We start from the raw sequence: 15,091 nt of genomic DNA, 5'->3' as shown, positions 1-15,091 counted from the left end.
ATTATATAATAGTTAATAAATCTTGACCTTCTTTAACTTGTTCTATATCTTTAGGTAAAATATCTAAATAGTTAACTGTATTTGTGATAATAATTGGTGTAACAACCTCATAGCCTTCAGATTTAATTGCATCTATATCAAACTCAACTAGTATATCGCCAACTTTAACAGTATCGCCAGCTTTAGCATGAGCTGTAAAATGTTTACCCTCTAATTTAACTGTATCAATTCCGATATGAATTAAAATTTCAGCACCATCTTCTGAAACAATACCAATAGCATGCTTTGTCTTGAATAAGGTTTCAATCTTACCATTTACCGGTGATACTACTCTTCCTTGAGCTGGCATAATTGCAATTCCTTTTCCCATAATCTCTTGTGCAAAAGTTTCATCACTTACTTGTGATAAAGGGACTACGTCACCAGTTACTGGACTTGCAATATTGATTTTATTTTTTAATGGTTGCTGCTTTGCTAACTCTTCATTGACTTCTTTCTTAATTTCTTCATCTGTTTCTTCTGCAGGATCTTCAAACCCTAAGAACCAAGTTGCTATAAAGGATACAACAAATGCTATGACACAAGTTATAACTGCATTAATAAAGTTTGCTCCTGGTCCAATAAATATTGGTAATGCTGCAAGTCCAGGTGAAGCCATTCCGTAAGCTTTAAGTCCTACAATACCAGCATATAAACCAGCAACCCCACCACCTAGCATTACACCTATAAATGGTCTCTTTAATTTTAAATTAACACCATACATTGCTGGCTCAGTAATACCAAGCACTGCTGTAAGTCCAGATGAACCTGCCAATTGCTTTAATTCTTTATTTTTAGTTTTTAGTGCTACACAGAGAGCCGCTCCACCTTGTGCAACATTTGCTGCAAGCATACCAGGGAGCATTATAACGTCATATCCCAAGCTTGCAAATTCAGGAATTACAACCGGGAATAAACTATAGTGCATTCCCGTCATAACTAATAATGGTGAGAATGCTCCCATTAATAATGCTACTAACCATCCTGCTTTACTATTTAAGAAATTAATTCCTACAGCTAAATAGTTACCGATAATTGTACCTAAAGGTCCAATTGCTATTAAAGCAATTGGTGCTGTAACTATTAGTGTAATAAGAGGTTTTGAGAAGAATTTAATTGGCTTTGGTGAAATCTTATCTGCAAATTTTTCAATATATGACATTAACCAAACTATTAAAATAATTGGAATAACAGATGACGCATAACTTGCTAAAGTAACTGGTAATCCTAAGAAACTAACTGGCTTTTTCGCAGCAACAAGTGCTGAAAAACTAGGATGTAACAATACACCTCCCAGTGTCATAGCCATATATGGATTACATTTAAATTTTATTGCTGATGTGTATGCTAAAAGTATTGGTAAGAAAAAGAATGCTGCATCAGATATAAAATTAAACATATAATAGGTTTGACCTTTAGGTGACATTAAACCTGTAGATGTTAAGAGCACTAACACAGCTTTTAACATACCTGCACCAGTAATGGCCGGTAATATTGGTGTAAATATGCCTGCGATTACATCAAGTACTTCAGCTACCATACCCTTCTTTTCTCCAGTATCTGTTGATGCTCCTTTTTGAAAATTGCCAAGCTTTAATATTTCATTATAAACACTTGCCACATCACTTCCTATAATTAGTTGAAATTGTCCACCTTTGTTAACAACCCCCATAACGCCTTTAGTTCTCTTTAATGCCTCTTCATTTGCTTTTGATATCTCTTTAAGATTAAATCTTAGTCTTGTTGCACAATGAGTTACATTTACTACATTTGTTTCCCCACCAACATTTTTTAGAATATCACTTGCTAATTTTGGATAATTCATAACCTACTTCCTCCATTTTAAACTTTTTTTAATTTAACATTAGAAATTTAAAATACTTTCGAAGAATAAAGGTTTTGCCTGAAAAATCAGTAACAATCCTATGCTAACTTCTTATTTGGATTTAACTTACCGATTACATCACTCCTTTCAAAGCATAAAAAAAGCCTAAATTTATTATCAAAATATATTTCTGTATATCTGATAACTAATTTAGGTTTTGCCTGCTCTACCAGTAACAATCCTTTTACTATTTATTCTTTTCCACCACACGTGTAATGTGAATCATTAAATACAACATTTCTTCTTTTGTTAATTTATATACATATTTTTCTTTAATAAATTTTTGTATCTTTTTTATACATTCATATGAATCTGAATATTTAATTTTCACCATATCAAATAGTTCATTTTCATTATCATTATAATAATTGCCATTAAGCAATCGTTGAGCAAAAAATTTTAAATGTGTAATAAAGCGATAGTAATTTAATGATTCCTCGTCAAACTCCATTTTAAAATGATATTTTACAATGTTTAATATTTCTTGCATGACTTTTGTAATACCCATAATCCTATGCATGTCCTCATTTAATTGAGCATTAACAACATGAAGTGCAATAAATGCTGCCTCATCTTCTGGCAACTTAGTATTAAACTCATCACATATCATTTTTAGAGCTTCTTTTCCCACATCAAATTCGTCTTTATAAAATCTTTTTATTTCCCAAAGGAGTGCATTGTTTAATGTAATTCCAGTTCTATAACATTCTACAGCATTATGAATATGGTCAGTTAGTGAGATATAAATACTATCATTTAATTTCCTTCCTAATTTCATTTTGGCATAATTAATGATTTTTTCTGAAATAACCATGTATTCCATTGGAATTTCAGACACTAACTCTTGAAATTTAGCAGTCATATTTTTGTTTGATAAAGTAAAAATTTTTTCTATTTTATCCTCTTCAATTAAATCACCAAGCCGTTTTTGAAAAGCTAGTCCACGCCCCATGACAACGATTTCTTGATGTTTATCATTTAAAGTGACCACCACATTATTATTTAAAATCTTCTCAATATTCATAAAGCCCTCCCCTTTATTCAAATAAAAAAGGCAAAACCATAACAAAAAATGTTATAGGTTTTGCCTGCATTACCAGTAACAATCCACTAAATAGATTTTATAAGTTTATAATAGCATGTACCTTTTCCATTGTCAACCATAAGTTCAATTTGATACCTATTTTTTATTCGGCCCTTCAATAAAGCTTCCACCATCCAATGAGTGGCTAAAAAAATGATTAATGTAATTCGACGAATGCCATTTCTTAGAAAGATCATTAAGGCTATCAAACCTATGTTTGTTAATAAAAGTAATATTTCAAAAAGTCTACTTCATTTATGGCACAGTTCAGCATGCCACATTCTAAATATTTAAATGTATTTTTTAGGTATACTGAATCAATAAATTATTAAGGTATTTTTGAAACTATACTTACATAAAAATTTGCTTTATCATAATAGTTATACAAAACAAACTAGCATACTTACTAATTATTTTTTAAAGATTCCCAATGTCAGAAAAGTAATAGTTACTTCGTATTAATCTATGAGAAGCTTCTCAAAGGAGAGATATATATGAGTATAAATGAAACGAACTTTATAAATCAACTACAAAATAAAAATGCAAAAGCATTAGATTTTGTAGTGGACAACTATAGTAATTTAGTTTTTAAAGTTGTGCGGAGTGTTTTAAATTCAAGTTTTCACGCTCAATATGTAGAAGAATGTGTAAATGATGTATTTTGGTCTGTATGGAATAACATTAAGAGCTTTGATGAAGAAAAAGGAGATTTTAAATATTGGATTGCTGCTGTAGCTAAATACAAGGCTATAGATTACCAAAGAAAGCTCTTTAATCAAAGTAATAATGTTGAATGTATTGATGATTACACATTGCCAGACGAATTCAATACAGAAAAAATAATAATATCAAAGGAGAATAAAGAAGAACTTTTAGAGGCAATAAACCACATGAAGGATGAAGACAAGGAAATATTTATAAGAAGATATTTCTTATACGAAGGTGTAGATAATATAGCAGAAGCTTTTGGTGTAAATAGAAATCTTATAGATAAAAGACTTTCGAGAGGACGTAAATTTTTAAAAGAAAAGCTTACTCTTTTGAAGGGAGATGTAGTTTAATGAATAATAAAAATTTTAATTTAGAAGAAAAAGATATATACAAGTTATTTAATCACATAAAACTTGAGGAAAGTGAGTTTAATGATATGAATGAAGAGGTAGACGACATGCAAAAGGAAAGAATAAAGAAAAATTTAAATAAAAAAATAAAAAGCAAAAATAATTTTAAAATGTTCAAAAGGGGTTCCGTAGCAGCAGCTGCAGCTTTAGTCGGCATTATAGCTATAGGAACAGTTTCTCCAGCCTTAGCTCAGAATATTCCAGTTTTAAGTTCTATAACACAAACCCTTAATGATAGACTTGGACTAGGTGGAAATTATGTTGAATACTCTCAAATAATAAATAAAAGTATTACTGATAAGGGTATAACCCTTACTATAAATGAAGTTTTAGCTGATGATTCAAAATTAGTTATAGGTTATACAGTTAAGAGTGATAAAGAACTTAAAGAATTTCACGGTATAAGCTTATCTAGATTTTTAAAAGTAAATGGAAAACAAGACGGTGGACATGGCTCTAGCTATGGAGAAAATATTGATGCTTATACTTATGTAGGTAATGAAGAATTCCATACTAATTTGCCAAAAACATCCGATAAATTTAATATCGACTTAAATATTGATGAAGTAATGGACACAAAAGGTAACTGGAAATTTGCCTTCAGCGTGTCAAAAGAAGAATTAACTAAAAATAGTAAGGTATTTAAACCAGGTAATAAAGTTGATTTTCCAGATAGTACTGTAACTATAGATAAGGTAGTTTTATCTCCTATAGATACTTCTATTTTCTTAAGTGGAAAGGATAAATATAAAAAGGAGGTAAATGGAGGTTCGCTGTTTGACTATGATTATTGGATTGCTTTTGATGATAGAGGGGTGGAGCTCATACCTAAAGGTATTGGTGGTGGAAGTCATGATACTAATACGGGAATTTTCCAAAGTGAAATGCAGTATGCTAAGTCTAAAAATGTTCCAAAATATTTAACTATTGTTCCTTGTAAAATTACTCCTTCAGGAGGTGGTAGTGTAAGTGTAGATAAGGATGGAAAAGAAACTTATACTGCTATAAAAGGAAAGAAAGCTGTAGAGGTAAGTCAAGTTATGGATGGAGTTTATCCAAAGGAGCTTTCTCAAGGCAGTATGGGGAAAATTATAATAAATAATGTAAAAAATGAAAAAGATAAAACTATAGTTAAATTCACAGCTGTTGGTAAAGCACCTTATTTTCAAGCAACAGAGCTTCATATAAAAGATAATAAAGGAGAATTCGTTACGCCTAAAAGTTATAATCTGCACAGAGATGAAGAAAAGCCTAATGAATTTACACTAGAGCTTCCGTTATTAGATTCAAGTAAAAAATATACTATATGCACTAATGATTTTAGTAATGTTGAATTTAGAGAAGACTTAAAATTTAAAATTGAACTTAACCAATAGATATGAAATAGCAATATACTCCATTAATTGTATTCCAATTTTTGCAAGGGGAATCCCCTTGCAGAAATTGAAGAATCTAATAAGCTTTTACTTATGTCTTACTTTAAATACTTCACCAACACTTACAATGCTTATATTTAATATATTAGTTAATTGTTTGAGACTTCTAAGATTATTTATATACTTAATATTATTCTTACTAACTAACTTTTCAATCATTTCTATTATATCTTTTTTTTGACTAGTATTCAGAATAAGATTGTTATTTAGACATTCTCTATTAATATAGGTTAAAGTAGTCCATATCTGCTCCTCTGAAATACTATTTATATTCATTAAAACCCACGTAAAATCTTTTCTTCTAGTATCTTCAGGATATGCCTCCTTAAAAAACTCTATAAAGTGATTTACTGGCTTTGGATCTTTTTCTTTAACATACTTTCCAAGCTGTGATTTTAGGTTATTCTTCAGGTACATCAGTGTATTTGGCTTTACTGAATCCTTTAACCCCTCTATGTGTTCATAAATATAGTTATATGTATCTTTAATCTGTTCCTCATTTACGTTTTCCTTTTTAAGCACTTTTGTTATATCAATATACTCTAGAATGTTCTTCTTACAATTGAGTTCCTTATTATATAGCCTTTCCCAAGTTTCACGTGCAGTTAATTTTTTAAATTCGATGTTATTTAATAATATTTCCTTATCCATATATTCTCCTTACTGTTTTAAAATTTCTTAGTTCCTATATTGTATCATAAGCTTTATAAATTGTTTACTGAAAAAGAAGCAGTCAATTTATGCTGCTTCTTTCTTTAATAGATATCAAACTACGCTTCAGTTTTTGTAACTGACTTGCCAGCCTCAATTAATGCTTTGTCACCAATTAAGAAAAAGCTCTGAATAAACATCAGAATACCAGTTATAATAAGTAACCATTCTATTTTTATGATATCAGACAGTGGTCCAAATATAAGCATTCCCATCGGCATCATAACACTTGATATCATTGCCAGAACGCCAAATACTCTACCCAGAAAATCTCCCTCTACTTTTTCCTGTAATAAAACTGTAGATGGCGTATTAAAGATTGGCATAGCAATTCCAATTAAAATCATGAAGGTTAGGTATACCCAAAATATAGGAATAACTCCAAGTGCAAAGGTACTTATTCCAGTAATAAGGCATGACATTGTCATTGTATGAATTTTATTTTTAAAACCGCCCCAGTAAGCCATGATTATACCACCTACCATCATACCTGCAGAAAAAGTAATTTCAACTGCCGTAAGACGCCAAACATCATTTCCAAAAGTACGTGAAACTTGCAGCGGTGTTAAAAATGCAGCAGGTGACACAAGTACAAAGAAAAATGCACAAAATATAAAGAACTTTTTAACATATTCATGGTTTTTGATATAATTAAACCCCTCAGCCATGTCACTAAAGTAGCCAGTTGCTTGCTTCTCCATAGCTTTTGCATGAACAGGAACATGTAAAAATAAAAGTAATGTCAAAACTCCTATAGCTGCTGTAACAACATCTATAAAGAATATTGCTTCTATAGAAGCCATAGTTAAAAGTGCACCACTAAGCATAGGAGATACAAGCATAACCAGTGATTGTATACTGCCGTTTGTTGCATTCACCCTTGTAAGTTTATCCTCAGGTACGATTTGTGGAATAAAAGCTCCCACAGCTGGTATTTGGATTGCTGCACCTAACGCACGTATAGCAGAAACCACAAACAAAAGCCATGTGTATTTATGTCCTGTAAGAAATAGTATAGCCAAAACAAGAGTTGCTGCTGCAATCATAGAATCTGACAGCATAATCAGTATCTTTCGATTATAACGGTCAGCCCACACTCCTGCAAAAGGAGAAAGAAAAAATGTAGGTAGAAAGCCGCAAATAATTGATATGGTCATCATTACACCAGATTGAGTTTTTAACGTAATATACCAGGTAATTGCATACTGAACCAGCGAAGATCCAAAGAGAGATATGGTCTGGCTAGTCAAAAATAATATTATGTCTCTTTTCCAATTTCTATTCATATTTGTCATATATACTCCTATTGTTTTTTAATAAGTTTACTTATAATCAATTCTTAATTCAATCAACTATAGTTAACTTGAAATTATATTACCATAATATTGAACCTGAAGAAAGATAAAAATTTCTTTAACTAGTAAGCATTATACTCATTTTTCAAAGATAATTTATTTAATAGTAAATGTAACACCAAGTCTTAAGAATGCATAAGCTATATAGAATATGCATTTAATTAGGAGTGGAGGAATAAAAGTGGAAAATTTTGAACCTTTTCATGGCATCATTACTATGATTAGTGATTTTTCAATAGCTACAAATGAAAAAAACCCAGGATGTTATAAATTAATGTCTGTAGAAGACGGATTTGGAAATACAGTAAATTTTGTAGTGGCACCAAATACTTACTTTGTAGACCATGTAACGATGGAAGTAGGAGATATGGTAACGGGATTTTATGATGCAAATGCACCTGTTCCTCTCATTTTCCCGCCACAATATAGAGCAATTGTTATGGCAAAAGATACACAATATCAAAATGTAAAAGTAGACTATTTTAACAGTCAGTTAGTGAGCAGCGATAATCAATTAAAATTAAATATTGGCCCATCTACTCAGATAGTACTGGAGAATGATCAAACTTTTACCCAAAACCCTGCAAACCGGAATCTAATTGTTATCTATGGCCCTACCACAAGGAGTATACCAGCTCAAACCACACCATATGAAATCATTGTTATGTGTTAAAAGGAAAGTTTCTTTTGCTATTTCTTAAATCTAATAAGCTTTTATCAATTTCTAAACAAATGGACGAAATCCTCAATCATTTCGCCCATTTGTTTATTTATACGTTAATGTTCACTCTGAATGTTTGCCAGAAGATAAGATGTCTGCAATTGAGAATTATCAAAATAAAAATGAGATGGTTTGCATGGTTGGTGATGGTATTAACGATGCCCCTGCTCTTAAAAAAGCATATGTGGGATCTATTGCGATTATTATAAACTCCGCATTATTATTAAATTTTAAAAGTAATTAATGCCTTTAGTATAAAAATAGCGTAAAACATTTTAGCTTTACGCTGTTTTTTTATTTGCAATCCATGGATTAACTAATTATTATTTATTTATCTAAAGCCTTCTAATTACTTTACTTCAACAGTTACACTTTTAATTATGTTTTTTGCCGTAGTCAAATTAGATAAATCATTATATAATTTTCCGTCCCTTCCATCAGAGCTACTATGCCCAACAGGCTTTAACTCATAAACTTTGTTGCTTGAATCTAAATCAATAGTCGCAGAATAAACAATAGCAGGTTGCCCACTTCCCCATGCTCCACCTGAATAATTATCTTTGCCAGGTAATGCATCCTTTGGATAGTGTTCATTAAAATCCGTTGAATTATTAAATTCAGCAAAAATCACATACTTACCCTGTTTTTCATTAGCTTTTGTTTTTATAACAGAACTCCCCTTCGGTGTAGCTGATGACACAGCATCTGAGTTTATCCCATTACTACTACGCTTGTGTGTCCAATATGGTAGAGCTTCTTCCCGCTTTATTTCACCTTTTTGAGCGGAGTCATTTGGAGCCTTACTCCAACTTTGATTAACAATTTTTGAAGTTGCATATAATGTTTCAATATAATTGCCATTTAAATCCTCCATCCAAACAGCAAATTGTGGAGGTGTTTTTATACTAATAACAGAGTTAACCTTAAACTTATGAAGATACTCTTCTCCTTTCGTAATTGAAATAGATATATTTTTTCCTTCTTTTTTATCTGACATTGTAATAATGCTAGTCCTATTAAGTTTTATTATATCTACTATTTTGTAAATCATAAGTGCGGATATAATAACTGCAAGAAATAAAAATAATTTTCGATTTTTCATTGTTACTCATCTCCTTTATTTTCTTATTGACCTGATCATAAACAGAATTCTTGGCTTCAGGTGGAGTTTGTCTACGACCACTAGTCAATTCTGCCCGTTAAATGCCATTACGTACAATAATCTCTTCCAATTGTACTTCATGCACCTCAAAAACTAGCTCTGCACATCTTATCATCATGATTTCAGTAGAATTGTTGACTTTCTAAATAAAAAGGCAATTGATAGTTCTACTATTATATTAATAAATGCAAAAGTTATCATTGCACTTTTAAATTGTAGACTAAGATTTATGGAAAAAGGTATATAAAATATAAGAATAATAGATACCACTAGAAAAGCTATCAATCGATTTATAACACTATCTTTTAATCCCTGCAGTCCTCTCTCTAAACACAACAAATATATTCCTTTACATATTATATATATTAAATAAATATTTATAATTGAAATTACTGAGCTTAGTGCCATCAACCAAAAATTTGGCGGAACAAACTGTCCTGATAACAAATTATCATTGCTTGCATGAATTACATCTTTCAAAGTAAGGATAGTTAATATAGCTGAAGGAATCTTACCTTTCTCATAGATTTTGTGCTGCAACTGAAGTTCATTTAAAGCTGAGTAAATTAATATATATCCTATAAAATTAGGTAAAATGTTTATTAGACCAAGATTTATATCAAAAATTATGAAAATCATAGCCCAAAATAATATATTATAGCTTTTAGCATACATATACTCTACCTCCTGCCTATTCTAAGTGATTGAATATCATATTTACCTGGAGACTGAAGCCAATAATTCATAAAGCTCAGACTATGTCCCTTAGTTCCATCGGTATCTTCGGTAAGAATATCTATAGGAAAGTTATATGCATTATTTCTTCTAATGTCATTCTTATTAAATTTAAATTCATAACTAACTTCTAAGTTATTCCCTACTTTCAATTCTAAAGGAAATTTAATATCCTTTAATTGTTTTCCATTAATTTTGATTGATACTACATCCCCAATAATGTCAGGAAATTTTGTATATAAACCTGTAACTTTTGTATCTTTATTTGCTCTATGTGTAGAAGACCCGGTGTTATCACTGCTTGAAGTAGCATTTACCATAGTTAAAGTTGAACTATTTGTGTTATCACCATTCAGATATATTTTACCTATATCTTCGTTAATAATTTTACCATTTGTAAAAGTAACTTTAGCCTTTGTAATAAACTTATTTTTAAGATTATCAGGAACTTTATTTTGATCTGTATTATAAAAGTTTACAGATATACATTTAAGCTTATAATAACGATTATCGCTATTTCTATCACTATCAGTGAAGCTTATATAATCTTGTCCTATTTCAGGAAATTCAATATTTTGAACCTGTTCCTGTGAATTAATATTTTGAATATAATAAAACTGAATGATATTCATAGCACTTTGAATATCATAATAATGCTTGATAAATATTGGCTCCTTAAGAATATGCTTCTTATAAACATAAATGTTTCCCACCCAAGAAAGCATCAAAAGTACTAATCCAAAGATTACAAACTTTTTGTTCAAATTCATATTAATTCCTCTCAACAATTAACTTTATTTCTTATATTATGCAATATATTTTGATAATAGTAAATATTACTTACACATGGACAAAGATGTGGTAAATCTTAAGATTTATCCTAGAGAATAGACACTAAAAAAGCCTACCCACCCTTAGTATAAATACACTATACAACTTAAAGTTAACTTTAAGTCAAGTAAAATCTATGCTTTTTTCTACCTACTAAAAAAGATGGCTACCACTATATAGCCATCTTTCAAATACGCTTAACTTAATGTTAGTTTTTATTTAATTTTTTCTTCTCTATTATAATTTAATATGTAATCTAAAACAGGATCTTTTTTATTTAAATAATCTTTTATAGATATTTCAATTACCTTATCTGGCATAAAAGTATTAGAGTCATCTTCTGAGTTTTTATTAAACTGTGTGGAATATTGTATTTTTATTTTTGAGTTAGGAAGCACAAAATTTCTTGTAGCACCATAATGATTAGGCTTAGCACTAGTAGGTTCACCTACAAAGGTTGCATTAGTTTGTTCCCTTAAAAAAACAGCATCCATCATAGCTGCAGAAAAAGTATTTCTTCCAACTATAACAAATAAGTTATTTTTATTATTTATTTTGTTGTTTTTTAATTTATCTATAATAGGAAGTATGTACTTATCATTACCCCCTCCGTTATCTCTCATATCAATTACAAATTTATCTACAGGATGATTGTCAAGAAATTTTAATAGTTTATCTATAAAATCTTCTATTTTTTCAGCATTTTCATCTTCATCCTGTTCACATTTATTATATTTAAAATATAAGGTTTTTTCTTTATCTAAATACTTGTACCAGTAGTTTGAATTTGGCTTTTGCATGTACAAAGGGTATGAGGTGTCATGTAATTCATTTACAATTAGCTTATCACCCTTGCCTCTATCTATAGATTTTATGTTAATATCAAAAGTTTCTCTTTTATCATTTTCAAAGGTAAATACCGCTTTTTCTGTGTCAGAAACAACTTTAATTCCATGAAGAATTTCAGGATTCGATAAGTAATTTGGGATGGATTTCTTTATCATTGCTTCGTTTTCAGCAACAATTAGAGGAATAATGCCTTGTTTAACCTTTTCTATATCTACTCCATTTATTTTTACAAGTTTTGAATAGAGAGCTTCTTTATATTGACTAGTAGTATTAATTAGATATATTCCTTCCTTAAAGCAATAAAATTGTACAGGGTATAGCTTAGAAGATTTCTTATAGGCACGTGTATGTGTATCACCTATAGAAGCCATTATCTTATAAATACCATCAACTATTTCATCGTCATTTAAAGTATCCACAGAATTTTTTAAAGCATTTATATCATTATTGAATTTTTCTTCATTAGTCTTAAAAAATAAGTTTACATGTTTCTTAGGGAGCGCTTCTTGCAAGTAACTTAAATCTTTTTTCCATTTAGCATTTCTATCTCCACCCAAATATTGTGATTCACAACCTGTGAAAAATATGATTAAAAAAATTGAAATAAGGCAAATGCTATTTTTTATGAATTTATTCATTTTAAACTCCTTTTTAAGTTAGTATAAAAAATTAATCTATATCTTCCTTATTGAATTCATAGATGCAAATAGGCATAAATAAAATAAAACATAAGGTACTAGAAACTATAATATGATTAAAGTTAATATCCTTAGGAAAGTAAAAATATGTAGCTGAAATATGAGGCGCCATCAAAGGAATATAAGTGGCATAAGGGGAATCTACTCCTATAAAACCTATTGCAATAAAAGCTAATATTCCGTATACTGCTGGCATCATAATATTTTCACTAATATTAGCAATTAATATTGGAATTGGAATTAATAAAAATTGAAATAGCATAGAAACTATATTCGCCTTTATATTATTCAGTATAAGAATAGATGAAGGTACTATCCCATCTGCTATATAATAACTTAAATATGTAGATATACATTGAATGAAGTAAACTAAAAAAATTAATATGTATATTGTAATTAATTTTGATATAAAAATTTTCATTCTACTAATTGGATAAGTATGTAATATGCTAGCAGTTTTATCTGTAAATTCTCTAGAGAATACATAACCTGCTATTAAAGAAAATAAGACTATATTTAATATTCCAGCATTCATTTGTTCTATATTACATGCAAATTTTTCGAAACTCATAGCTATACCTGCTAACAAATTTCCCGATGCCATAAGTATGCTCATAATTACTCCACCAATTAATGACACAGATATAATATAGGATTTTTTTAACTTTAAAATCTCTGAATATATTATATTTAACATCTAAATTCCTCCGCTAAACTTAATTTATATCCATCTTATTGTACTGATAAATAGCTAAAAACATAAATATACTAAATGTAAGTACAGCACTAGTAGTAGTTAACACAAAGTCAATAGGATCTCCTATATGAAAGTAATACATAGGTAATACAGGAAGCATTAAAGGAGAAAACTGGATATAAACAGCTGAATACATAAGACCTGCCGCCATAGTACCAATACAAGAAACAGCCCCCAGTATCCCATATACTACTGGGAAAATAATATTTTTTGTTATATTTCCAATTAATATGGGTATTGGCATTAATAAGAATTGGGCTAGTAGAGAATATACATTAACTTTAATATCTGTAAGGATAAAATTTTTAGAAGGCAATTCCTGCCACGCTATATATAGAGTTAAATATGTAGCTAAAAATTGAACAATATATATAAATGAAATTATTATATACAATGTTAATAGTTTGCCAATAAATATTTTTGTTCTGCTAATTGGATAAACATATATTATGTTATCTGTTTTATCAGTAAACTCTCTAGAAAAGATATATCCAGCAATTAAAGAGAATAAAACTGTATATAAAAATTCAAAACAATTAATTTCTATATTTGCTCTATAATCTTTAATTAGTGTACATCTTAAGGCACTTGAAACACCACTATAATCATTTGATAGTGCTACAATTAATGCAATAATAGGTAAAAAAACTGAAGCAATTAATGCTATATTAAACAAATATGATTTTCTAAGCTTTAAAAATTCTGAGTATACTATGTTAAACACCTAATTACCTCCTGTAAGCTTTATAAAGTAGTCTTCTAAGCTGTCTACTTTTAGGCATATTTCATCTACAAATATGTCATCTGAAACTAACATTTTATTTATATTTGAAGCTTCTTGAAGTTTTTCATAAACTCTTAAAGTGTTTTTCTCCCATATAACATAATCTTTTATATTTAGTTTTTGCTCTAAAATAAAAGAAGCTTTTCTATCATCATTTACTTTAACGTTAATATAATGTCTATTTCTTTTTTGTAATTCATCATAAGCTATTTCTTCTAAAAGCTCACCCTTATGGATTATTCCTATTTTGCTTGCCATTTGTTGAATTTCACTTAATATATGACTGGATATTAAAAAGGTAATTCCTTGCTTGCAGCATAAATCAGTAATTAACTCTCTAACTTCTTTTATTCCCATTGGATCAAGACCATTAGTAGGCTCGTCTAATATTAAAAATTCAGGATGATGTAAAATAGCTCTCGCTATCCCTAGCCTTTGTTTCATACCAAGAGAAAATTCTTTTACTTTTTTGTCCTTTACATCTTCTATACCTACTATTTTTAAAGAATCTACTATACAGCCTTTATCCTGCATTCCCATCATTCTTCTATGTATTTCTAGATTTTCTTTCGCTGTTAAATTAGGATAAAATCCTGGATATTCTATCATAGAACCTATTCTTTGAAGGAGATTTCTATTTTTATTTGAAGCTTTTTGAGAGAATAATTCTATCTCTCCAGAAGTTGCTTTTACAAGTCCCATAATCATTCTTATAGTAGTGGTTTTACCAGCACCATTTTGTCCAAGAAAACCATATATCTCTCCTTTTTCAATGCTCATATTTAAACTCTTAACTGCGGAAAAGTTTTTAAACTCCTTAGTTAAGTTATAAGTTTTAAGAATATACTCCATTTTTATGCCTCCTTGATAGTTAACTCTATTTATAATATACAATATAAAACTTACACTAATTTTACATAGTT

General features: G+C 29.5%; 14 protein-coding genes and 1 pseudogene. 4 read left to right on the top strand and 11 right to left on the bottom strand.

The window, feature by feature from the left end:
• Position 1: 1 nt before the first annotated feature.
• Together ACZ5N4_RS07540 and licT are read right to left on the bottom strand one after the other, a co-directional pair.
• Positions 2-1,864, bottom strand: a complete 1,863-nt coding sequence (locus tag ACZ5N4_RS07540; protein ID WP_464208608.1) for a PTS beta-glucoside transporter subunit IIBCA — start codon at positions 1,862-1,864, stop codon at positions 2-4.
• 247 nt (positions 1,865-2,111) lie between these two features.
• The gene (licT, locus tag ACZ5N4_RS07535; RefSeq protein WP_464208606.1) at positions 2,112-2,948 is read right to left on the bottom strand and encodes a BglG family transcription antiterminator LicT; all 837 of its coding nucleotides are present in this window, start codon (positions 2,946-2,948) and stop codon (positions 2,112-2,114) included.
• 554 nt (positions 2,949-3,502) lie between these two features.
• Here licT and ACZ5N4_RS07530 point away from each other — a divergent pair.
• Both ACZ5N4_RS07530 and ACZ5N4_RS07525 read left to right on the top strand, forming a co-directional pair.
• A complete protein-coding gene (locus tag ACZ5N4_RS07530) occupies positions 3,503-4,069 on the top strand; it encodes a sigma-70 family RNA polymerase sigma factor (RefSeq protein ID WP_464208604.1) in 567 nt (188 codons plus the stop codon).
• The gene (locus tag ACZ5N4_RS07525; protein WP_464208602.1) at positions 4,069-5,505 is read left to right on the top strand and encodes a DUF4179 domain-containing protein; all 1,437 of its coding nucleotides are present in this window, start codon (positions 4,069-4,071) and stop codon (positions 5,503-5,505) included. Before ACZ5N4_RS07530 ends, ACZ5N4_RS07525 begins: the two co-directional genes overlap by 1 nt.
• An 87-nt stretch (positions 5,506-5,592) precedes the next feature.
• On the opposite strand, the gene ACZ5N4_RS07520 is transcribed toward ACZ5N4_RS07525, so the two are convergent.
• The gene (locus tag ACZ5N4_RS07520) at positions 5,593-6,216 is read right to left on the bottom strand and encodes a hypothetical protein (RefSeq protein ID WP_464208600.1); all 624 of its coding nucleotides are present in this window, start codon (positions 6,214-6,216) and stop codon (positions 5,593-5,595) included.
• Between the two features lie 119 nt (positions 6,217-6,335).
• Positions 6,336-7,562 carry an MFS transporter gene (locus ACZ5N4_RS07515; protein ID WP_464208598.1) on the bottom strand — a complete coding sequence of 409 codons (1,227 nt, stop codon included), beginning with the start codon at positions 7,560-7,562 and terminating at the stop codon, positions 6,336-6,338.
• Between the two features lie 250 nt (positions 7,563-7,812).
• Here ACZ5N4_RS07515 and ACZ5N4_RS07510 point away from each other — a divergent pair, with 250 nt between their 5' ends.
• Both ACZ5N4_RS07510 and ACZ5N4_RS07505 read left to right on the top strand, forming a co-directional pair.
• The gene (locus tag ACZ5N4_RS07510) at positions 7,813-8,304 is read left to right on the top strand and encodes a hypothetical protein (RefSeq protein ID WP_464208596.1); all 492 of its coding nucleotides are present in this window, start codon (positions 7,813-7,815) and stop codon (positions 8,302-8,304) included.
• 106 nt (positions 8,305-8,410) lie between these two features.
• Positions 8,411-8,542, top strand: a pseudogene (locus ACZ5N4_RS07505) (HAD family hydrolase); the annotation flags it as partial.
• Between the two features lie 159 nt (positions 8,543-8,701).
• Here ACZ5N4_RS07505 and ACZ5N4_RS07500 read toward each other — a convergent pair.
• The 7 genes from ACZ5N4_RS07500 to ACZ5N4_RS07470 all read right to left on the bottom strand — a co-directional run bounded on the left by ACZ5N4_RS07500 (position 8,702) and on the right by ACZ5N4_RS07470 (position 15,020).
• A complete protein-coding gene (locus tag ACZ5N4_RS07500; RefSeq protein WP_464208594.1) occupies positions 8,702-9,454 on the bottom strand; it encodes a DUF2271 domain-containing protein in 753 nt (250 codons plus the stop codon).
• Between the two features lie 174 nt (positions 9,455-9,628).
• Positions 9,629-10,189, bottom strand: coding sequence for a hypothetical protein (locus ACZ5N4_RS07495; protein ID WP_464208592.1), 561 nt, complete (start codon positions 10,187-10,189; stop codon positions 9,629-9,631).
• Positions 10,190-10,194: 5 nt separating this feature from the next.
• Positions 10,195-11,019 (bottom strand): hypothetical protein, encoded by an 825-nt coding sequence (locus ACZ5N4_RS07490; protein WP_464208591.1) that lies wholly within the window; start codon positions 11,017-11,019, stop codon positions 10,195-10,197.
• A 276-nt stretch (positions 11,020-11,295) separates the two neighbouring features.
• Positions 11,296-12,567, bottom strand: coding sequence for a S41 family peptidase (locus ACZ5N4_RS07485; protein ID WP_464208589.1), 1,272 nt, complete (start codon positions 12,565-12,567; stop codon positions 11,296-11,298).
• A 31-nt stretch (positions 12,568-12,598) separates the two neighbouring features.
• Positions 12,599-13,324, bottom strand: coding sequence for an ABC transporter permease (locus tag ACZ5N4_RS07480; protein ID WP_464208587.1), 726 nt, complete (start codon positions 13,322-13,324; stop codon positions 12,599-12,601).
• A gap of 19 nt (positions 13,325-13,343) precedes the next feature.
• Entirely contained in the window at positions 13,344-14,108 is a 765-nt protein-coding gene (locus ACZ5N4_RS07475; protein ID WP_464208585.1) for an ABC transporter permease, read from the bottom strand.
• Entirely contained in the window at positions 14,109-15,020 is a 912-nt protein-coding gene (locus tag ACZ5N4_RS07470; protein WP_464208583.1) for an ABC transporter ATP-binding protein, read from the bottom strand.
• Positions 15,021-15,091 lie beyond the last annotated feature (71 nt).

The sequence above is a fragment of the Clostridium nitrophenolicum genome, from assembly GCF_055391695.1.
This window is presented reverse-complemented; position numbering and strand designations above follow the sequence as displayed.

Coding starts and splice junctions, on each gene's coding strand:
- licT (WP_464208606.1), bottom strand. CDS start 2,948: ATGAATATTGAGAAGATTTTAAATAATAATGTGGTGGTCACTTTAAAT.
- ACZ5N4_RS07485 (WP_464208589.1), bottom strand. CDS start 12,567: ATGAATAAATTCATAAAAAATAGCATTTGCCTTATTTCAATTTTTTTA.
- ACZ5N4_RS07495 (WP_464208592.1), bottom strand. CDS start 10,189: ATGTATGCTAAAAGCTATAATATATTATTTTGGGCTATGATTTTCATA.
- ACZ5N4_RS07515 (WP_464208598.1), bottom strand. CDS start 7,562: ATGAATAGAAATTGGAAAAGAGACATAATATTATTTTTGACTAGCCAG.
- ACZ5N4_RS07530 (WP_464208604.1), top strand. CDS start 3,503: ATGAGTATAAATGAAACGAACTTTATAAATCAACTACAAAATAAAAAT.
- ACZ5N4_RS07490 (WP_464208591.1), bottom strand. CDS start 11,019: ATGAATTTGAACAAAAAGTTTGTAATCTTTGGATTAGTACTTTTGATG.
- ACZ5N4_RS07520 (WP_464208600.1), bottom strand. CDS start 6,216: ATGGATAAGGAAATATTATTAAATAACATCGAATTTAAAAAATTAACT.
- ACZ5N4_RS07500 (WP_464208594.1), bottom strand. CDS start 9,454: ATGAAAAATCGAAAATTATTTTTATTTCTTGCAGTTATTATATCCGCA.
- ACZ5N4_RS07480 (WP_464208587.1), bottom strand. CDS start 13,324: ATGTTAAATATAATATATTCAGAGATTTTAAAGTTAAAAAAATCCTAT.
- ACZ5N4_RS07540 (WP_464208608.1), bottom strand. CDS start 1,864: ATGAATTATCCAAAATTAGCAAGTGATATTCTAAAAAATGTTGGTGGG.
- ACZ5N4_RS07470 (WP_464208583.1), bottom strand. CDS start 15,020: ATGGAGTATATTCTTAAAACTTATAACTTAACTAAGGAGTTTAAAAAC.
- ACZ5N4_RS07525 (WP_464208602.1), top strand. CDS start 4,069: ATGAATAATAAAAATTTTAATTTAGAAGAAAAAGATATATACAAGTTA.